The sequence below is a fragment of the Rhizobium sp. AB2/73 genome, from assembly GCF_020871915.1.
GTDB classification, from domain to species: Bacteria; Pseudomonadota; Alphaproteobacteria; order Rhizobiales; family Rhizobiaceae; genus Rhizobium; species Rhizobium dioscoreae.
This window is the reverse complement of sequence record NZ_CP067074.1, coordinates 400170-420840: the sequence shown is the minus strand read 5'-3', so window position 1 is coordinate 420840 and position 20671 is coordinate 400170. Positions and strand designations below refer to the sequence as shown.

Below are 20671 nucleotides of genomic sequence, written 5' to 3'. Positions count from 1 at the left end.
CAACTGAGGGGCAAGCTGCCACTTCAAGCCAACTTGAGGTCAAGTATGAAATTCCTGGATATCGGTGAGGTCGCCGCGCGCACAGGGATCAAGCCGTCGGCCCTGCGCTATTACGAGGAGGCCGGCCTGATCGCCTCGGTATCGCGTCACGGCCTGCGCCGGCAGTTTCCGCCCGAGGTGCTGCTGCAGCTCAAGATGATCGCCATGGGGAAATCTGCGGGCTTCTCGCTCGAGGAGATCGCCGGCATGTTTGGCCGCAATGGCTTGCCGGATCTGCCCCGCGACCTGCTGCGTCAAAAGGCGGAGCACATCGATCAACAGATCGCGGAGTTGACGGCGCTGGGCGAGACACTGCGCCATATGGCCGACTGCCCGGCGCCGTCGCATATGGAATGCCCCACGTTCCGAAGGCTGATCCATCGGACCATCAAGCGCGATGGTCAGACGAGCGGTCCCCCAAAGTGGTCATTGAAAGCAGAGGAAGTATAACCACGACGACCCATCCGGCTACGCCGTGAGTGTGGCAATCAGTGCCGAGAAGGTTGCTCTTCGGGTTGTTGCAGTAGGTGAAGGCGTGTGCTCTTGAAGGGACATGAACCTACGGCCACATAGGTAAATGACGCCAAAGTGTTGTATTCATATGATAATGTCCTTTATCATACACAGGCGTCTTCCCCGATAAGCCAAGAGCCGACGGTTTTGGACGTAGCCAATGAAACGCCGATCACGTTTGAGCTACTGGATGAAGTTTATGCGTTGCAGGCGTCTACGTCCGCTGAAGAGCGCAAGGATAACGATCTTCAGGTGGCTCGGATTGTTGATCTGCTAAAACAACGTGGAGTACATGATGACTATCAGCTCCGAGCCTCTGTCGTGTCGATCCGACTTCGGCAACGTGCGCTTGAACTATTCGTTCAAGCTGGCGGAGCGGCTGGATTTACACTGCCCTCATCAGAAGTTGGAAGGACTAAAGTCCATCAAGATCTCTTCCGATGCGCAGGCGAAGAGCCGCTTGTATCAATTGATGGGCAGCCGCGCTTCGATCCCGATAACTTCCGACGCCGGCTACTGAATTTCACACAAACAGCGGGCAATGCATGAAGCAGCTCTGACGAACACCTGTCAACCTTGCCTGACGCGGTCGAGCTCGATGCGCGAGCTAAACGTTGGGATTGAAGGCTACAGCCGAGATCTTGCTTGGTGCAACGCACCCGTACGCGGTCGCGGGATGCCAGAAAATTTAGTTTGCCCGGATCACGAGTTAACCGCGGCGGCACGTACAGGCTCCATTCAGCAGCGATCGCTTGCTAGCCTAAATGATGTTCCAGAGTGTTCCATTGACTGGAATGCTTTGAGCTGGTACACCCAGGTACATCATCGAGGATGTGATCGTGATCAAGTATACAGCTACCAAAACCCAGAACCCCGGACGTCCAGGCTGGAGCGTCACGTTCCGGCATCCAATGCGGCGTGATACAAAGCGAAAGACCGGCTTAAAAGTCCGCCGAGGCCTAGGGACCACCTCTGCAGAAGAGGCGGAAAAGCTGGTCAGCCAAATGAACGCGCTCCTTTCCGATCCAAGATGGTGGAGCGTTGCGCGGAAGCCGGAGGCCTCCCAGAACTTTGATCCCAGGATCGTCGACGCCTTCTATGACGATATCGAGGTTGCACACGTCGACAATCGGGCGCTGAGGGACGACATAATGCCGCTCTTGGGCGCCTCCGACGGCTACACCAAGGTTTTGTTCGTCGGCACCACGGGCGCCGGAAAAACCTCTCTTGTACGTCACCTCATCGGTTCAGACCCCGATGAAGACCGCTTTCCGTCGACATCGACCGCCAAGACGACCATTGCCGAGACCGAGGTGATTCTGAAGCCTGGGACGAAGTATGAGGCGGTCGTCACCTTCTTCACCGAGCAAGAATTACGGATTGCAATCGAAGAATGCGTCCTCAATGCCTGCACCGCCGTCCTGACGAACAGTCCTGATGAGCGGGTCGCTGACAGGTTTCTCAATCACGCTGACCAGCGGTATCGATTGGGATACACTCTTGGAAACTGGCGGAAGAGCGCTGCGGTTGATGTCCCGGTCGATGATTGGGATTTTGACGCAACTCCCTCCGCGGAGGCGCACTCATCAGCGGACGAAGATGCTGTGCCGGCCGCTGAGGCTGAGAGAAACCAGAAAGGCTTGGAGCGATATGTCGCCCGCGTCCGGGAGATGGTGAAATCGATTGCCATCCCCCATCTCGTGACGCTTGGCCTTGAGTACGAAACCGCAAGCCCCGAGGACTGGGACACAGCGCTGGATTTGCTTGAGGGCGAATTCTACGACAGCAATGAATTTCCTGATCTGGTCCAGGATGTCATCGACGACATCCAGGCGCGCCTTGATCTCGTGCCGGGTGGTAAATTCGAGCGAACACACTCCGGCTGGCCGCAATCATGGAGCTTCACCTCTGAAGATCGTGGCGAATTCATTCGGCAAGTCAGATGGTTTTCGAGCAATTTCGCTCCATCTTATGGGCGGTTGCTGACACCTTTGGTTGACGGCGTCCGTGTCGCGGGCCCCCTTTTTCCGAAGTTCACGTCAGAACAGCCCCGCCTGATTCTACTAGACGGCCAAGGGCTTGGCCACACGCCGGACAGCACCGCAAGCATCGCGACGTCGATCACCAAGCGCTTTGCCGAGGTTGATGTTATCCTTTTGGTCGACAACGCTGAACAGCCAATGCAAGCCTCGCCTCTCGCTGTCCTGTCGTCAGTCGGAACTGCCGGCTATCACAGCAAGCTCGCGGTAGCCTTTACCCACTTCGACCAGGTCAAAGGCGACAACCTCCCCACCTTCGTCGCGAAGCGAGATCACGTCCTGGCGTCTGTCAGAAACGGCCTGACCTCGTTGCGTGAGGTCGTCGGCGGCGGCGTAGCGAATTCTCTAGGGAAATCCATCGAAGCGAACAGCTACATGCTCGGAGCACTTCACGAAAAGAGCGCCCGACTTCCTGGCGGCGTGCAGAAGGAACTCGACCGCTTCTTTCAACAGTGCAGGAACGCCATAGCATCAGTCGTCAAGGCAGATGTCGCGCCTCGCTACAATCTTGTCGGCCTCGACTTTGCTATTCAGGCCGCAACGACCCGCTTCGCCGACAGATGGGCGTCGAAACTCGGCGTTGGCGGAGGGGGCGGCACGCAGAAGGAACATTGGACTCGCGTAAAGGCGTTGAACCGACGCGTTGTTGTCGGCATTGACCATTATAGCAATCTGCAGCCCGTCGCTGACCTTATCCGGGAACTGCAGACGCAAGTCTCACGATTCCTGGACAGCCCTTCATCCTGGGTGCGGGCGCCCGCGTCTGAGGACGAAGCTCAGGAAGCCCTTGCGGACGTTCGAAATCGCGTGTTTCGGACCCTGCATGATTTCTCCAGACAGAGGATCGTGGAGGAGCAAATCATCGCCTGGCAGCGAGCATTCGACCTCGCGGGTCGCGGGTCATCGCAGCAGCGGTCAGAGCAGATAAATCTTCTTCTTCAACATGCAGCGCCGGTCCCCGGTCCGGACATGTCACCAATCAAACTTGAATTTATAAAGACCATCAGAACTCTCGTGGCAGATGCCGTTCGAGACGCACATGGTGAACTCGAAACTATTTGATGCGAGCGATTTATGTCTGACAACCGATATTCCCTTTTTGATGCCATGCGGGCACTCTTTCCAACTGGCTACCTTGACTATCAAGGCTATCAGGCTCGGCTAGAGGGCAAGCAGCGAAGCCTGCACAAGAGCTTCTTGCGCCCTCCCTGCCAAGCGGTCGACCTTTTCGCAATCGCCGCCTTCCTGCTTCATCGAAGCGGCGGCTATCACCACATCTCTCCAATGGTCGATGGCGCAAGCACTTCAGCCAGCCTCGTTATTGACGAAACGAGCCGCTCGCAGTGGATCAGGGCGGGACGGAGATGGCGCGGCGAAGGCGAAGATACTCTTCCTGCACCGCCGAAAGCCCTCACGGACGCATGGCGAGAGCTTATCCGGTTCGGCAAGAATCCGCTCTTTCTTAACAGCTCGGGGAAAGGAAGGCCCCGTCCCTGGTGGCGGCCAGCCATGGCTCTTCTTGCCATTGCCGACGAGGCAGCTCGTGATTTGGGCTTTGAACAAGGTTCAGAAAAATCTGCCCAGGCTGCGATGGCAGAAGTCGCAATGCGAGATTCTATTCAGCGCGACAAAAAGGTCTACACCGTTTCCAATGCCAGTAACGATCAGGTCTGCGTGCTTCCCAAAAGCCGAACACCTAAAGTCGGCTGCACGTTGCGGTCACTAACCCACAACCTCTCACTGCTTCCATCGCGAGGTCTGGCTCGAGCATTCTGGAGCCCCCACCCTCAAATCCGCAGTGCGGAACCTGCCGCTGCAGCGGCGTCGCCGTTCAATTTGATTGTGATCCCGCTCCCGTATCAGGTCCAAGCAACGGCGTTCAAAGGCACCCCTGCAAAGGAGGCCTCATGGGGATGGTTCCATGTCGCCCCGCACTGGTGTCCTTCCAGCGGAGAAGTTGATAAGATAGAGGAGGGCTTTGATCAGTTTTGGCGGTTCGTTGAGGAAGTCCTTGATTCCGGCGCCCGCGACGTCGGCACAGTTCATGGCCTTGTCTTTCCTGAAGCGGCGCTCAGCTACGAGGTTTTCACTCGGCTATGCGAGAAACTCGAAAATCGTCAGGGGTTTGAGTTGCTTGTTTCAGGTGTTTTCGACAGCCAGAATCAGGCAGGCGATATCCGGCCTGGAAATTTCGCAGCAATGGCAAGGCGCGATCCTGGCCGGGATGGAAAAATGACCTTCAACATCTCCACCAGAGAAAAGCATCACCGGTGGAGAATCGAGAAGAGTCAGATCGAAGCTTACGCGCTCGGATCATCCCTCGACAGTAGTCGGGGATGGTGGGAACAGATCGATATCCTGAATAGAAGCCTAGACGTGTTCGTTCTCCGAGGCGTTGCTACGGTGACGACGTTGATTTGCGAGGACTTAGCACGAAGTGATCCCTGCCAGGAGTTGGTTCGCGGGATCGGGCCGAACCTCGTCATTGCCCTTCTTATGGACGGACCCCAGCTCAAGGACCGATGGCCTGCGCGATATGCTACTGTCCTCGCAGAAGACCCTGGATCGTCTGTTTTAACAGTGACATCGGCGGGCTTGCTTCGACGGTCAAATGACACGCGGCAGTTTCCGGCGTCAGACAAAATCGGCCTGTGGCGTGATGACACCGGGAGGACGAGTGAGCTGTCACTCGCTCCGTCGGCGCAGGCTCTTTGTCTCACCCTGCAGCCGACTGCAATTCAGGAGAGAACTCTGGACGGACGTGCGGACAATACGGGGTCCCAGTCATGGAGACTGACCGGGATGGCTCCAGTCATAATTCGCGATCCGAACAAGAGGATTTTGGATGGACAGTGGCCAGACGGGGTGTAGCCTCAAGCAGCAGCGGGCTCTTCGTCGTCCTCCTCAAGAGCCGGAGCTTCCTCGTCATCCTGTTTGGGAGCCATTTCGAGGGCTACGCGAAAGGCTTCAGGCGTCAAGACGGTCTTGAGCTTATCAAGGGCATCCTTGTTGGATTCCAGGAAGGTTTCGCCATACTTTAACATCTATTCGCCTCGATGTGCCTACTAGGGTTGTACCATGTAGCGTGAACTTCGTCACGAGAATTACAAAACGCCTTCTCCGACCTAGTTAACGAGCATACAACGCTATGGTTCACACCAATATGGTGGATCCTGCACGCTGGATGCAAGAGAGCCAGCTATCGATCGAATGCAGCTCCTTAATTCTGGAGACGCGCCAAAATCTTATCAATCAGGATTTTGGCCGCACCCGAATTCGGGGAGCACTCGTAAACCAGGTCACAGAAGCGAGTGAACACCCGCCGTTCAGTCTCATCCAGCTCTGGGACGGCTGCGTGGGAAGCGCTCGATCCTTTTGCAGCTTCAAACTTCTGGCGCAACCCCTCCAAGCATTGAGTGATCGCCTCAGTTTCCGACGCCTCAAAGAATGAGTTGGTGATGGCTTTAGTAGCCCGCACGAAGTTTTCCTCCGTTCGCGCGACCAGCTTCTCACGCTCAACGTCGCCAATCGCTCCCTGATCGAAAACTTGTATGGCGTGCTCGATCTGCTCCTGCTGCAACTCCGCTTCCCGGAGCCATTTCCGCTTGATCGAGTTCGTTCTGCATAGCTTCGAGATTTCTCGTGCAATCGGGCTCAGCTGATTGATGAGGTTTGCGTAGTGAGCATTTTGCTCAAAGTGATCGCGGCGGCCGTTCGGGACAATCTTCCGGTCGATTACATGGATTTCTCCGACGGACCACGAGTTGAACCGAGCCTCTGGGAAGAGATCTTCGAGCAGGTTGTTCTCACCCACCTGCACATTTCCCGCTCGGAGACGCAATCCTTTGATGCCAGAGCCGTTGGTCAGGGCACCCTCATATTCATGATGCAGCACCCACACCACCGCTGCCGGCTCACCATCCATTCCCGAAATCTCGTTTATCGAGATGCGGTCAAAGGTAATGGGCTTACCGTTTTCCTGAACCATGGAATTGCGGTGCGGGCGGTAAATGGGGTCGCTTTTTCCGTCAACGTAGATTTTCAGCTCACCGAGACGGACCACCGGTTCCAGAACTGAGCGGATTTCTTCCGCAAAGCTGAAATCGGGTGAGAAAGGAACTGGGGCGACCTGACCAAGGTACTCATCAACTGCCGCCGGGTTCATCAGCTTGTCGCTGCGTATTCTGATCACACCTCGAAGCTCAACTTCGAAAAAGTGTTCCGGGTAGTCTCCTGCAGGCTTCTTTCGATATGTTGCTACCGTGCGGACAAGATCTTCAATCGAACCATCTGTCTGCCTCAGAAGGGATTTCAGCTTACGGCAATCCCAGGTCAGCTCCGAAACAAGCTCGTCACCGACTGCGCGAGAGCGGAACACAAGTTCCTGCGCGTACCCGAGACCTGCCAGTCGACCAACGCCGCGAAAGCCGCGAGAACTCGACCCGCGCTTGTTGCTGGCGCCCAGGGCAGCCATCCGGCGGGCGAAATCTTTGGCAGGAACACCTGTCCCATTGTCGCGGATGCGAATGGAGCGGGTTGAAGGATCGATATCGATCGTCACCTTACCGTCTTCCGATGCCGTAAGCAGACCAAGCTCACGGGCGTCGTCGATAGCATCCGCGGCATTTTGAACATACTCGCGGTAGACAGTCATCGGATCGATGTACATGGCGCTGGAAACCAGTTCGAGAACGTCTCGGCCGATTACGACCTCGCCAACTAGTTCGGTTGCGCCCTGCTCTTTCGCTGCAAGCAATGCCGCGCGATTTGCGCGAATGGCTGCTTCTCCACTCATGCTACATTCCTTTGATCAGCCGCTTCTACAATCAGTGGCGCCACGGAGTCTTCATCATATTCCAGGCCTGCGTCCTCGACGCGTTCGTCCTCGGCTAGTCCAAGGTCGGATATCGATTCAAGCCGGACGAGTTCCTTTTGCTTCGCCCATATGGACGTCAGCTCTTCTTTTGACGCCGGGATGTAGAAACGCAAGATGCGCCGGACCTTGTCGTGGTTCGCCCTGTCGCTCAGCGTCACAAATTCTCGCGGGTCCCTGGATGACAGGAGGTCCATCAGCTCCGCCCTTTCATAGGAATCGAGGTCGGCGAACTCGGCCTGGAACGCGTAGAGCTTCTGATCTGGGTCAAAGCGCTCATACCAGGTGCGATTGAAGATGAGGTCGTGCGGCATCATCAGGATTCGAGAGTAATCATCGAACGTGTCGCCAAACGCCCTTTTGAAGAAATCAGGAGCGCCACTGACTATGCCGTGGGTCGCTTGCAGGACAATCTGCATCGACCGCAACTGGTAGCGGGACCACTTCTCACCGATATGGCCGCGGTCAGGCCTGTTCGTCGGCTGATAGCGCATCGGGAACGACCAGATGCGGACCCCCAGCTCTTCGTTCAGGGTCACGTTCAGACGCATACGCTCGAATAGGTCCTCAGGACCGTCGTGGAAATTATAGAGCATGTAGTTTGAAAGCTCCGTCAACCCGTGCTCGGCGGCGTATCGGACCGCCTGCTCATACGGCTTCCGCACCCCAAGATGGTCGAACGCGATCCGCAGCGGTCGCAGGCTGATCGTCGCGAGTTCCCGAAGGTACATCGGGTCCTTACAAAGGATTCGAGCGTCTACGCCCTGGTTGAAATCGACCCTGCGCTGAACGGCGACCTTCGCCCCTGGCCTCAAAAGCTTGGCATTCGGGGTGAAGCCAAGGTCACGAATCTCGGCAATGATTTCTTTAAACCGCGCTGATGCGACTACGTTGTTGTCCATCAGGATGAGGTCTTTTTTCGGACCGTAGTGCTCGTCGATAGCCCGGACGAGGTCAGTGAGGGACTCCGTATCCCTCTGCATGCCCTCTAACTTCGGAACTCCGCAGAAATGGCACTTACGGATGCATCCGCGCGACGTGTAGGCGAAATATGCATCGCGAACGGGATAACGATAATCGATCTGCGAAAGAATGTCATAGTCTGGAACAAGGTCCTCGATCGGCCGCCCGCTGGTGTCGCTTGCGTATAGCTCTTCTGAAAATTCATCGAGCTGCAAGGAAACGGCGGGAGCCTCTGATAGGAGCCCTTTTATGAATCGAATTCCGTGCCATCGACGCTCCTCGATAAACCGTTCATGCATGAGGGAGGCAGCAATGCCCCCTACGAACACTTTATCGGCTTGCCCGTTCGCGACTTCCAAGGCGAAGTCAATCGACTGTGAAATCTTTGGGTACTCGAACGAAAACAGGGTAGTGACGTAAATGCGGTCCCATGCCTCATTGAGGACGGAACGATCTTCACCCTTGATGAACCGAACGCGATCACGCTTTCCGCGCGGGCCGTGATACTGCGCTATTTTCATGAGGCCCAATGGCGGGTACTTGTTCTTGTACCCCGGTTCGATGAGCAGAATGTTCTTATTAGCCATTGGCAACCTTCAGGCGCGAGCGACGACGCGCTTCGCGAATAATAGTTAAAGCTTCTTTGACCCCGCCCTGTCCGCCAAGACCGCGGAGCGGACCAGAACTCGACCAGTCGAAATCAATGGCAAAATCACCGAGTAATGCAGCGAAGTAGGTTGCAGATAAGACCAAGGCCTCACCCCTAGGCGCCTCGCACACCATGTCAGCGGCTACTTCCATCAGCGCGTAAACGCCAATGCCTTTGGTGACCAGGAAATTGCGCGGCTTGGAAAAGCTCTGAGGAAGTAGCTCGGCGAAAGCCATCCAGAAGTTCCGAGCAGCCGCAGCAGCATCCTCGGCGGATAGCCCCCGGTCGGTTTTTACCCTCTTATAGAACTGCTTCGCAGCTTTCTGCATAGTTCGCAGAGAAGCACGGCGCTCCAGGCCGGATGTCGCCTCGCCGCCGATATCAAGGCGCTGGCGCCAGGGCGAACCCGCTTCGCCATTCAGAAACAGCGCGATGAATAGCTCAGGCCTCTCCGCGCTCAGATTTTCGGACAGCTGGGCGTCGTGATAATCGAGAAGGCTCTTCGAAAGACCCTTTGCCTTGCCATTGATGACATCGAAAATTGCGGTCTCTTCGCGCTCGGTCAGGCCGATAAAGCACATAAACGGAAGTTCTATATCCAGATTGGCAAGATAGCCGAGCCGATGCTGACAATCGACCTGCGAGAGGACTTTCGTGCCCTTCCTGATCTCAAGCATGAAGATGCCGCCGTTCGCCTGCCTTATAGACCAGGAGCCGTCAGTGGCAGGCCTCACATTGAAGGTAAGCGGTATCGTCGCGCTTCCAGACCGCTGGATGTAGCGCCGAAAGTCCATGCTGTGCTGGGGACTGAAGCGTCGTTGGTAGCCGCGACCCGTCGATTCGTCGAGGACATCGGCGAAGCTCAAGGCGTGAAGCACCCGCGCCGGTGCAAATCCCAGCAGGACTTCCCGATCGGCCGAATTTCCTTTGACGCAGCTGAGCTGCTCCATCGCCTGCATTCCGATCCTTTCTGCAGTCGTTCACTGCAGATTCGACGCCCGTAGAATGCAGATAGCAAACTTCCACTGATTCCGCGATCACAAAGTGTGACGCGCAGCTACAAAGTTGTGTAGCGCTGCTTAAGCTGCGACAGACGTAACGTCGTCGTCTTCGGCCAAGTACCGTGCCTTAATGTCGACAGGCTCGCGCTGCTCGATGTGACGTTTCACCAGCTCATGAACTCTCGTCACGAAAGCCACCTGGTCTTTGGAAAGTGGCCCCTTTTCAGCGTGATGAGTGACTGTCCTAGCCTTATTCAGCTTCGCAATCCAACGGACCAAGGTTTCCTTTTTTCCCTTTCCGTAGAAATTGTAATAATCCTTGAAGTCGTCCCAGTTGTTGCCGTACAGCACGATGTCAGAGTAATTCACGAGAAATAAATACTGCCAGCGATCATAGTCCGTATTACCGTTTTCATTGTATTGCTGATCGCAGTAGTTCCTGACTGTCTTCGGAACACCTTGAAGCCACCAAACATCTTTGCTTTCGCCATATTTTTGCTTGAGCGTCCCGATCACATCCTTGAAGAGAATACGATTAATCTCATCAATCATCTCCTTGGCACGCTTCGTGCCCTCAGCATCCTGGCTGTCGAGATAGTCACGGACCTCTTGAGGCGCGAATTCAGGGTTCTTCTCGGAAATGATCGCCATCAGCTGCAGACAGTTCTGATCGACGCTTGCAAGCGAGCTTCCTCGGTTCCGGAAGCGAGCGATATCCGCGGGGTCCGCCCGCAGGAAGTAGTCAACGATGGGAGCGACCAGAGGGCGAACAGCATCAACGATCTGATCCGGCTCCATCAAGACGCAGCGTCTTCCGTCCTTTTCAACGAACACGATCAGCTTTTTCAGAAGCGAAAGCAATGCTCGTAGACCAAGGTTTGTGCAAAGATATCCGCCCTTTGCATCGCCCAACTTCCAATGCTCCGATAACGGTCCGGCAAAAAGATCGAAATAAAGCGACAGTGTTTCGGTGGCTTTTTCCAGCGTCAGGTTCGGAATCTGCCCAGCTTCACCGAGTGGGCCCGGGAGAATGATGACAGGCCCCGATTTCGAAGAGCGTCCAACCTTGCCAATCAGGTCATTGCCATAGATGCCATCAGCCAAGGATGTCAGCGTCAGACAGCGGAAGTTGTTTTTGTCTTGAGCAACCGTAAGTATTCGGCCCTTGACCGGCGACTTTTTGCTGCTGTCCAACCGCAGAGCGGTTCGGGCACAGATTGCTTCCAGGCGCCGGCCCGGGTCCTCGTGCTCAACGTCCAGATTTGACACGATCTCGTTTACCAGATTCCGCGAAACCTTTACCTGCTGCGTGTTGATGTCGACGAACATCTGAATCTCATCTCGGATCGGGATGTTTTCGTAGGCCAGCACAGAGATGACAGATTGATCCTTCGAGGGATCACGGTTGGCATAGGCATAGCCATACAAGCGGTGTTGCCCATCGATGACCCAAGCCGTGCCGTACTGCCCAGGCAGTGTCAGGATTCCGGTCGAAGTCTCGCCGAAATTCTCTTGGGCTTGAAAATTGAGGTTGCTCTGCTTGACGTTGATTACGATGTTGGTCGGGAACGTACCGCCATCATCGATGTACGCGCCAATAGACTTGAGCCGAGCTGGTTTGACCATTCGCTGATAGGTCTCGAGGTCACCATTCGAAGCCTTGCCCATATGGCTGATGTACGAGATACGGAGGAGGTCGTGAGGAGAGATCAGGAAATTGTAGAAGGTAGTCTTACCGACCCTGCCCCGCGTGGCTGGTACCCGCGTTCGAAGGCCTTCGACCTTCTCGCCCTCCAGGTATCTCGCGAGAAACTGGAAGCGTGCTGCGACTTTCAGGATGTCTGTGAGCCTGCGAAAATACGCGAGGTCATCATCGGTGATCACGGCAATTCCCGCCTCATTGGCCCGCGCGAGGTCGGCTGATCTCGTTTCGATGTTGCGGGTCGCTATAGCGAACTTGACCTTGAGCTTTGGTTCTTTTCCGTAATGCGAGTGAACCGCTTTGATGACGTCTTCTCGAATAGCGCCAATCTTGTCGATCAACGCCTTCACAGATTTCGCGCCACTTTCCTTTGCGTGGGTGCATTCGACGACAAAGACTGTGTCCTGATCTTTCGCGAACACATCGAGCTGGCGGGGTGGAGCCTTATCGTTCAACTGGATTTTAAAGTTGCGGTCGGCGTTGAGCTCGGAAAAGCCCATGCGATACATTAGGGCCCAAATGTCGTCTTCTAGCTGTCGGTCGGAAGGCTTTTCTCGTGTCATGCGAACGGAGCGCTTGTTGGATTTTGAGACCATCCACCCGTCCGCTTCTTCAGCCTGGATCTTCAAAGACAGGCTTCCGCTCGAAGCGGCCGAAACAGTCTTCTCGTCTACGTTCTTCGCGCGAGCATTGTAGATGGACTTCAGTTCATCGCCCGACAGAAGGCCTTGGAGCATTTCATTATCCACATTGAACCGCTTGTTCGTGATTCAGGATACTGACTCGCAATTAAACAACCGTCTATGCGAAGCCACTGTTTCTCGCTAGTTTTCGGTCGGCTTAACGCATTTTGCACAAGAAAAAGCCGTTTCTGGTCGCGCACCATTAGATCTTCGCGACTCCGCCGCACTACACCAATCACGTTACCGACTGTAGGCAGCGAAAAGAAACTTGCCGTTAGCAAATGCCCCCTAAAGTTGCCGAGGCACTCGCCAAGCTTGACAAGACGTATCATACTGCTTGGAGACCCATATTTATCCGAATAACTGAAAACATCTGGCCACAATGCCCGCTACAATGCCCTCGCAGCCCGACACCATGAAGCTGCATCCACCTACGGTGTCTCATAAAGCTCATTTCGAGAAAGTAGCTGCGGCACTCAAGGCTGAGACGACCGTGGTGTTCTGCGACACCTCTGTGCTGTTTTGGCTGTTCGGACTTAGCGCGGAAGCGCGAACTGAGTTCCTGAAGTGGGTCAGCGACAAATTGCAGATGCGCTTCCGGATTCCCGTTTGGGCAGCGCATGAACTCCACAAGCATATGGTCGAGAGCCCGGCGCGGCTGCTTCCCCTTCAAAGCGAGATCAAATCTGTCCAAGCGAAGATCAAGGAGCTGAAACGCCTTGTCAGTCTCGCCGCCGATAATCGTCGCCGACCAGGTTTTCTCGATCGGAGAGAATACATCGCGGCTCTTGACCGGTCAGCCGAGGAGTTCATCAAGCAGTGTAAGGCCGCGGGTCAAACCACGACGTGGCAGGACTTGGCAGCGGAGATCGTCCCGTTCATCAACGAGCACGTACTGTCTTCGAACATCTTTCCGCTGCACGGTGCCGAGGCCGAGTACGGAACGCGAGTTTCAGGACGAGTTCCGCCAGGCTTCAAAGACAAGAATAAGCCCGAGAACAGGTTCGGCGACCTAATTTTCTGGCAAGAAATCGTCAAACACTGTTCTGATCAGCGGGCGTTCACGTCCGCTGTCTTGTTGACGGATGATAACAAGCCAGATTGGGTGTTCAGGCCAGAGACCGTCCTCGATGACGGAGGAAACCCGCATCGAAACATCAGGAGCGATGGCTACGAGACATTTCTCGCGCCGCCGCTTCTGACGCACGAGATCGGCACGACCAGTCACATCTCGGAATTTTTCATTGTGAACACAACGATGCTTGCCGTAGCATTGGAGCGGTTTGCAAACTACCAGATTCCAGCTCTGTTTGCTGCTGTTCAGCCGGTCGTCCCCGCGTCTGGGTCACCAGCGGCCGGCACGTCATTGGATGAAGCCGAACGGCTAGCGGCAGCGCAAGAGGGTGTGGCTCCGGCGGCTGAAGTAGTCGAAGGATTGGCATCGACTAGCGCTATCGAGCAAGAAAGAGCACTCGATGACCTCCAGCAAGGCATAAACACCTACTCATCGGATGAGCTGCAGAGCCTGGGACGCGGCGTTTCGCAGGCAACCCGCACCGAGCTGCAGAATGCCTCGAACATGATTTATAGACTGGACTTATTGGCTGAAAGCCTACCAAGTGAAGAGCGAAATGCACTTTATCTCGGTCTGTTGAAAGACCTGTATTTCGATTCCAACAATAGGCCGCGCCCTCTCCCCCTTGACGGCGACGTCGAGGCGATATTCCACGTTCTTGGCAAGTTTGATGTGTCGGAGGCGCTTGAAAAGTTCGGGAGTGAAATCACGGGCTATGAGGATCGGTATCTTCGTTTGCCATCAAAAAATGCTGACAAAGTCCGGGTTTCTTTCATGCTCGGACCAGAACGACGCAATCGTCCTCGCGAACTCGAGCAGATCGTGGCAGACGGTCGACAAATTGTTGAAGAAATTCCTATCGATTCAGCTGACTCGCTGACAAAGATTTTCCCGACCGGCAACGCCACGGTAGATGAATTACTAGCGGCGATTGCGAAACGTTACAGCGTTCCCCTTGATTGGCTACTCTTGGACCAGCCCGGTCAGACCCTAGTCAATTGGGACGATACAAAAGGCTTTGTTGAACTATGACCTCCGAGACTTCCACTCCACCCGCCGCTTCTTCAGAACCATCGCGGCGTGCACATATTGGTCCGTATGTCTTGGAATCTCTGACTACAGGGATGTACGGCGAGCCGCGCCATACCATCCGCGAGTACGTCCAGAATGCTTTCGATGCGATCGAAACTGCCCGGGACAGCGGAACGCTTCAGAAATCGGAGGGCAGGGTCGTCATAACAATCGACAGAACCAAGAACTCAATCTTTATTCGCGACAATGGAAGCGGGATAAGAAGCGAAAACGCTTGGAGCACATTGTCTGCGATAGGTGCGTCCGCGAAGGAACGGTCTGAACGAGCTGGCTTTCGTGGCATTGGTCGCCTTGCCGGGCTAGCGTATTGCAACACGTTGAAATTCATCACGAAACATCGATCGGACGTACGGGAGACGACCGTCACTTTTGATTGTGTTCGCTTGCGTAAGGAAATGGACCCAGCTGAGAGCACCCAAACAGATATCCAGACACTTCTGACGGATACGGTAAAGGACACGTATCGGACGACGTCCGAGACTGAAAGGACGAGCCACTACACCGAAGTAGTATTGGAAGGAATCGACCTAGCGCCTGACGAAATGAAAGACGTTGACAAGCTTTCATCCTACCTTTCGCAAACTGCACCAGTGAAGTTTTACCCGAAGCTCTGGTCACATGAGCAAAAGATCGAAAACTTCGCTGCTGAGTTTGGAAAGCCGATCAAGACGATCGAACTGTTCATACGCCAGAAAGACTTTGCAGATCCGTTGAAGACAGGAGATGACGATGAGATATCCGACAACGAGTTCCAAATTTTCAAGCCATACCGTAACCACCATACTCCTAAAGGCAAAAAAGAAGCTGTTGAGGTTTCGGGGGTGACATTGCTCGCTGATACCAGCGGAGAGAACAAGTGGTGGGGGTGGATAGGCGATATGCCGACTGTCGCAACATTGAACGACACCGACGCCGCTGGTCTGCGCGTGCGTTCGAAGAACATTCAGATTGACGGGACAGATATCATGGAGCGGCTCTTCGCTGAGTCGAGGGTGAGCTACGCTCGTTTCAACAAATGGTTCATCGGCGAATTCCATATCCTGAGTGATGACGTCGTACCCAACGCTCGCCGGGACAGCTTCGAAGAAAACGATGCATGGAGAGGTATTCAGGACGAATTTGTTCCGATCCTGCAAGATTTGACGAAGCGGACTTACAAAGCATCGAAGGTCAGAAACGAACGATACAAGCGCTTTAAGCGCTCGGCTGACGCGATTACTGAGGCTGTTGAAAAGAGATTAACGCTTCCTGTTGGCGTAGACGGTGGAAATGACCCTGCTCTTCTTCTCCACATTGATGAAATCTACTTAGAAATATCTGCTGAGATCTCGAAAGACATAACCAATGACGAGGACACTCGAACATTAAAGTTGATGCTCGCTGCCGTGAATGAAAATCGACGGAGGCTACAACGCCAACTGGCAGCGAAGGTTGATGCGGATGTTCTCAGTGAACGGACGGGGACCGAGGAGCGTATTCTGCGCGTTGTCTGGAGCGTGATGCAGGAGATGGTCGATCCAGTTCTCTACAAAGAGGCGCGGCGCGAAATCGAGAGGAGGCTGGCGATTTGAGTAGACCTGTAGCCTTGCCGAAGAGGTGCTGAGGCGAAAATTCGTTCGGATGTGCGCCGTTAAAGGAGCAGTCGGCCAGACCACTATGCCACGCCCCACGCCCGAAACCTCCCCCTCCCCGTCATCTCGCGCAGGCCAAGCTCCATAACAATCCGGCGCGCCGCCTGCGGCGTCACATCGAGCGTCTTCGCCACCATTTTTGCCGACACCAACGGTTTGGCCATCACCAACTCAACCAGCTCCGGCAGTTTTGAAGATGTCCGGCGCCCCTCCAGCTTTCGCTCGAACAGTGTCCGGGCCAACGCCAGCCGGTCCTGCTCTTTTAACCCGATCTCGGCGGCCGCGATCAGGCCGTGAGAAATGGCCATCAGCCGGGTTTCCCGATCGCGATGCCGGCGCCGATCGACGGGAATGGTTTTCATGCCCAGATTGATGGCGGCCAGATGGGCGCCCGACGTGATGCCGGCCTGGCGGAGGATGGAGGCGGCCAACAGTCGGCCGAGCCATGGCGCGTGCTGCAGGACGGCAAGCTCATTCCACGCATCGAGGGCGATGATGGCTTGCAGCACCGCCGGCAAGTGTTCGGCCTGGCGCAAGACAGCACGCCATTCGTCCAGCCGCGCATCTTCGTCCCAGTCGAGATCGTAGATCATCGGATCTTTGTCTTGGCCGCCTCCGCGGCCGGGCCGGGTTGCGTTCTCGATCGCGGCCCCCGATCGGGCAAGTACCGCATCGATGGCGGCATAGTCGACGCCGGGTAGACTCTCCGCGTCATAACCATCCTCCCCCTCCGGATCAATGGCGCCCGCAGGCCGAATGACGCGGCCCGGATGCACCGCCTCAGCACCGGCCGGATTGATGTCCGACGTCTGTCGCAAAGTTCGGATACCCCCGGCCGACAACACCCAATCTGGTGCGTGCGATACAATGCGCCGGCGGGTGCGCAGCACGTCGCGGGCGATTGTCAGCTCGTGGGTAGGCGTGCGAATGTCCCGGGTGGCGTCATGGAGGACGAGGTCTTCCAGGTGGACGAGGTCGCCGTCGATCCACAAGGACGCGCAGGCGTCGGTGAAGTGAGACCGCTCGATCCATCCCTGCCCGACCGGCGAGCGGGCGATGCGCTCATCCAGACGCGTCAACGCGACACCGGCGTCGAAAGCCGGCTTCATCAACTCACTCATGCTGATTTTCGCGAGATCGTAAGCCATTGATTTTATGGTAAACGATTTGCTACAGGAACTCTATCAGAAAGTTTGGGTTCCTCACATGGCATGATTGTCGGTTGGCGTTATAACCATCGATAATGTTCAAGTATCGATAGTGATGGATTTTGCGTCCTAGATTGGATAAGGTGGGGTCAAACGTCACCCGCAGCGACCTGAACGGGATGGAAATGACTGGCGACAGAGAGGCGGGAGGACTTTCCTCCGCCACACCGCAACTATTCGCTTCGGGCCGTCGCGCGATGACGTTGCGCACGCGCCTGCTCAACAAACCGGCGCTTGACCTCATCAAACAGGGCCGGTGGCAAGGGCCTGTAGTAGCCCGTTTCGCTATCGACCGGCCTGACGTCGGGTCCCGGCCAGACAAACCGATTGCTTTCCGTCACAACGATCCAGGAGCGTTCGTCGTCAAGACCCAGACGCCGCTTGGTGGCAGCCGGGATTTCGACGGCGTCTTGCGGGTCGGATGGCGGCGAACGCGTGACAGGCAAAACTCTCACGGCCGGCGTTCCGTCTTCCAGTGTAGCGACGATCGCCAGGACAAGCACCGGACGGTCCTTGTCTGCCTCCTCCCGTCCTTCAAGATGCTGCCAATGCCAGAGATACGAATATCGGAAGAGCCAGCCGACCTTTGGTTCAGTCGGCAGCATGCTTTTCCGTCAACAGTTCGGCATTGAGATGATCAAGGCCCGGCTCCATCCGCGAAGCTTCAATGGCTGCGAGTTCATCGTCACCAAGGGCTGCCGAGAGTTCAACCCGGCGATCCCGTTTCGCCAGCCGGAGATAATCCTCATAAGCTATCAATACCGTGCGCGGGCGGCCGTTCTTGGTGATGATCACCGGCTCACGGACAGCGGCATCCTGATAGGCCCCGAAATTTTTCGACACCGCCGCAGCGGTTACTGTGGATGTCATAACAAAACTCCCTTGTTCCGTAATATACGGGATTCACGGAATATATGCAAACAACTCGTTCTACGGATTATGCAAAGATGAAGCTAACGTCACCGACCCTGGCTGCAACTGACGAGTCAGTGCTGAAGCGCGCCGAGGAACTGGATGCTCTGGACGCCATCCTTCCGTTTGACCGTCGCGACCAGCTTGCTGAACTTCTGACCGACGAGGACGTCGCCACGCTGAAACATCTCGCCAGCGAGGGCATGGGCGACAACACCATGCGGGCACTGGCGTCGGATATCGCCTACCTTGAAGCGTGGTGTTCTGTGGCTACCGGCACCCCCCTGCCCTGGCCGGCGCCTGAAAGCCTGCTCCTGAAATTCGTTGCCCACCATCTGTGGAATCCGATCGAACGCGAAACCAATCCCGATCATGGCATGCCCGAAGACGTCTCGATCACACTGCGTGCCAAGGGCCTCCTGAGAAGTAGCGGCCCGCATGCGCCCGCGACCGTTCGCCGCCGGTTGACCAGCTGGTCGATCCTCACACGCTGGCGTGGCCTGACTGGATCGTTTTCGGCGCCATCGCTGAAGAGTGCCCTCCGCCTTGCGGTCCGTGCCAGCAATCGTCCTCGGCAGAGGAAAAGCAGGAAGGCCGTCACCGGCGACATTCTCGCAAAGTTGCTGGCAGTATGCGCCGGTGACAGGCTGGTCGACCTGCGTGACCGGGCGCTTCTGCTGATGGCTTTCGCATCCGGTGGTCGTCGGCGTTCCGAAGTGGCGGGACTGCACGTCGAGGATCTGGTAGACGAGGAACCCGTTCGTGCCAATCCTGCCGATGAGTCCTCCCCTCTCCTCCCCTGCCTGACGATCCATCTCGGCCGTACCAAGACCACATCGGCCGATGACGACGAGCATGTCGTGCTGATCGGTCGACCGGTAACGGCGCTCAAGCATTGGCTGGGTGAGGCAAAGATCGAGGCAGGACCGGTTTTCCGTCGTATCGACCAGTGGGGCAATCTCGATCGGCGGGCGATGACACCCCAATCGGTCAATCTGATCCTGAAAACCCGCATCAAACAAGCCGGACTCGACCCCGCACAGTTTTCTGCCCATGGGCTTCGTTCCGGCTACCTCACCGAAGCTGCCAACCGCGGCATTCCACTGCCTGAAGCCATGCAGCAATCCATGCACAAATCAGTCGTTCAAGCTTCCGGCTATTATAACAACAGTGAGCGAAAGATGGGACGGGCGGCGCGTCTGGTTCTGTAGTCAACAACAAAGCTCCATCTCCTAAACCGGTCCTTTGCTCTGGCCCCTTGCATCAAAGTTCGTTACGGCGCGGCGGTTGTGAGCTGCTGCAACAGCTTGACGAAGCGGCTAGTCCTGACGGCCTTCGCGTTCTGGGCCAGGTCTACCGTTTGCACGACGACCAGCTGCTTTGACGGCACAATGGCAATCGCTTGGCCGCCGTAACCGGAGGCGAGCGCCGCGCCGGGACCGAATACATTGGGATTCAACGTCCACCACAGATAGCCGTATCCCATGCTCCCGCGATCGGTCATGGAGTATGTAGTGGTGGATGCTTTGACCCATGCCGCTGGAATGACCTGCCGGCCGCTCCAGCGCCCTCCGTCGAGATAGAGCTGGCCAAACCGGGCTGCGTCTCTGGCACTGAGGCGAAACGGATAGGCGGGATGTTTAGACTGGCGTTCGGTCACATATCCACCGTCCCGCGCCTTGAAATCTTCCATGCCAATGGGTTCAGCGATGCGGTCCGCGAAGCTTTGAAAAATATCCTCGCCGGTCTGCTGGCGATAAATCGTTCCCAGTGCGTTGAAATCCCAGTTGTTGTAGAACCAGAAGGTACCGGGCGCATCGCTTCCCCGCTCCGGGCGCTTCTGGCGAATGTCGGCGGTTTCGTAAGCTGCGGCATGATAGATGCCCGATCGCGCCATGAGCAGATCGCGGACAGTGGCCTGCTTTTCTGCCCCGGTCAGGACTGGAGGTTTGTCGTCAATGCCGAGATCGGCAAGAGTGCTGCCGAGATCGATGCGACCTTCTGAAACCGCAATACCGTAAAGTGCGCCGAGCAGGCTTTTGCGCACGGAAGCGACACTCACTTTGCGTGACACTTCACCCCAACTAGCAATCACCTCGCCCTTCTGCACGACCATAACCGCCGTCGGCTTCAAGCTGGCGGCATAGTCCTCCGCCGCCTTCAGCTGTTCGACGGACCAGCCTGCAGGCGCAGGGTCAACGCTTTTCCAGGGCTGCGCATTCGCCTCACCACCAAAGGCGATCGTGACAACGGAAATGAAAGCAAAAACAATCGGACGCATGAAATGACCT

16 protein-coding genes are annotated in these 20671 nt (G+C 56.0%); 7 read left to right on the top strand and 9 right to left on the bottom strand.

Annotated elements, in window-relative coordinates; all coding sequences use genetic code 11:
• Positions 1-45: 45 nt before the first annotated feature.
• The 4 genes from I8E17_RS32990 (at position 46) to I8E17_RS32975 (ending at position 5462) form a co-directional block, all read left to right on the top strand.
• Positions 46-489: a helix-turn-helix domain-containing protein gene (locus I8E17_RS32990; RefSeq protein WP_209159707.1), complete on the top strand. Its 444-nt coding sequence runs from the start codon at positions 46-48 to the stop codon at positions 487-489.
• Between the two features lie 210 nt (positions 490-699).
• Positions 700-1101 (top strand): hypothetical protein, encoded by a 402-nt coding sequence (locus tag I8E17_RS32985; protein ID WP_209159705.1) that lies wholly within the window; start codon positions 700-702, stop codon positions 1099-1101.
• 290 nt (positions 1102-1391) lie between these two features.
• Positions 1392-3653, top strand: coding sequence for a hypothetical protein (locus tag I8E17_RS32980; protein WP_209159704.1), 2262 nt, complete (start codon positions 1392-1394; stop codon positions 3651-3653).
• Positions 3654-3665: 12 nt separating this feature from the next.
• Complete coding sequence (locus I8E17_RS32975) at positions 3666-5462, top strand: hypothetical protein (protein ID WP_209159702.1); 1797 nt, start codon at positions 3666-3668, stop codon at positions 5460-5462.
• A gap of 2 nt (positions 5463-5464) precedes the next feature.
• Here the strand turns inward: I8E17_RS32975 and I8E17_RS32970 are convergent, their stop codons facing one another.
• The 5 genes from I8E17_RS32970 to I8E17_RS32950 all read right to left on the bottom strand — a co-directional run bounded on the left by I8E17_RS32970 (position 5465) and on the right by I8E17_RS32950 (position 12516).
• Positions 5465-5635: a hypothetical protein gene (locus I8E17_RS32970; protein ID WP_209159700.1), complete on the bottom strand. Its 171-nt coding sequence runs from the start codon at positions 5633-5635 to the stop codon at positions 5465-5467.
• A gap of 176 nt (positions 5636-5811) precedes the next feature.
• Positions 5812-7386, bottom strand: coding sequence for an ATP-binding protein (locus tag I8E17_RS32965; RefSeq protein ID WP_209159698.1), 1575 nt, complete (start codon positions 7384-7386; stop codon positions 5812-5814).
• The gene (locus I8E17_RS32960; protein WP_209159696.1) at positions 7383-9014 is read right to left on the bottom strand and encodes a radical SAM protein; all 1632 of its coding nucleotides are present in this window, start codon (positions 9012-9014) and stop codon (positions 7383-7385) included. The genes I8E17_RS32965 and I8E17_RS32960 overlap by 4 nt, the downstream gene beginning before the upstream one ends.
• Positions 9007-10026 (bottom strand): DGQHR domain-containing protein, encoded by a 1020-nt coding sequence (locus I8E17_RS32955; protein WP_219256786.1) that lies wholly within the window; start codon positions 10024-10026, stop codon positions 9007-9009. Before I8E17_RS32955 ends, I8E17_RS32960 begins: the two co-directional genes overlap by 8 nt.
• Positions 10027-10155: 129 nt before the next feature.
• Positions 10156-12516, bottom strand: a complete 2361-nt coding sequence (locus tag I8E17_RS32950) for a DGQHR domain-containing protein (RefSeq protein WP_209159693.1) — start codon at positions 12514-12516, stop codon at positions 10156-10158.
• A 361-nt stretch (positions 12517-12877) separates the two neighbouring features.
• Between I8E17_RS32950 and I8E17_RS32945 the strand changes: the two genes are divergently transcribed.
• Together I8E17_RS32945 and I8E17_RS32940 are read left to right on the top strand one after the other, a co-directional pair.
• Positions 12878-14569: a PIN-like domain-containing protein gene (locus I8E17_RS32945; protein ID WP_209159691.1), complete on the top strand. Its 1692-nt coding sequence runs from the start codon at positions 12878-12880 to the stop codon at positions 14567-14569.
• Positions 14566-16200, top strand: coding sequence for an ATP-binding protein (locus I8E17_RS32940; RefSeq protein ID WP_209159689.1), 1635 nt, complete (start codon positions 14566-14568; stop codon positions 16198-16200). Before I8E17_RS32945 ends, I8E17_RS32940 begins: the two co-directional genes overlap by 4 nt.
• Before the next feature lie 83 nt (positions 16201-16283).
• On the opposite strand, the gene I8E17_RS32935 is transcribed toward I8E17_RS32940, so the two are convergent.
• The 3 genes from I8E17_RS32935 to I8E17_RS32925 form a co-directional block, all read right to left on the bottom strand.
• Positions 16284-17408: an RHE_PE00001 family protein gene (locus I8E17_RS32935; RefSeq protein ID WP_209159687.1), complete on the bottom strand. Its 1125-nt coding sequence runs from the start codon at positions 17406-17408 to the stop codon at positions 16284-16286.
• A gap of 233 nt (positions 17409-17641) precedes the next feature.
• Complete coding sequence (locus tag I8E17_RS32930) at positions 17642-18073, bottom strand: plasmid maintenance toxin (PemK-like) (RefSeq protein ID WP_209159838.1); 432 nt, start codon at positions 18071-18073, stop codon at positions 17642-17644.
• A complete protein-coding gene (locus tag I8E17_RS32925) occupies positions 18060-18338 on the bottom strand; it encodes a type II toxin-antitoxin system Phd/YefM family antitoxin (RefSeq protein WP_006312295.1) in 279 nt (92 codons plus the stop codon). The genes I8E17_RS32930 and I8E17_RS32925 overlap by 14 nt, the downstream gene beginning before the upstream one ends.
• Before the next feature lie 77 nt (positions 18339-18415).
• Here I8E17_RS32925 and I8E17_RS32920 point away from each other — a divergent pair, with 77 nt between their 5' ends.
• Positions 18416-19591 (top strand): site-specific integrase, encoded by a 1176-nt coding sequence (locus I8E17_RS32920; protein ID WP_209159837.1) that lies wholly within the window; start codon positions 18416-18418, stop codon positions 19589-19591.
• A 62-nt stretch (positions 19592-19653) separates the two neighbouring features.
• On the opposite strand, the gene I8E17_RS32915 is transcribed toward I8E17_RS32920, so the two are convergent.
• Positions 19654-20661, bottom strand: coding sequence for a serine hydrolase (locus tag I8E17_RS32915; RefSeq protein ID WP_209159836.1), 1008 nt, complete (start codon positions 20659-20661; stop codon positions 19654-19656).
• Positions 20662-20671 lie beyond the last annotated feature (10 nt).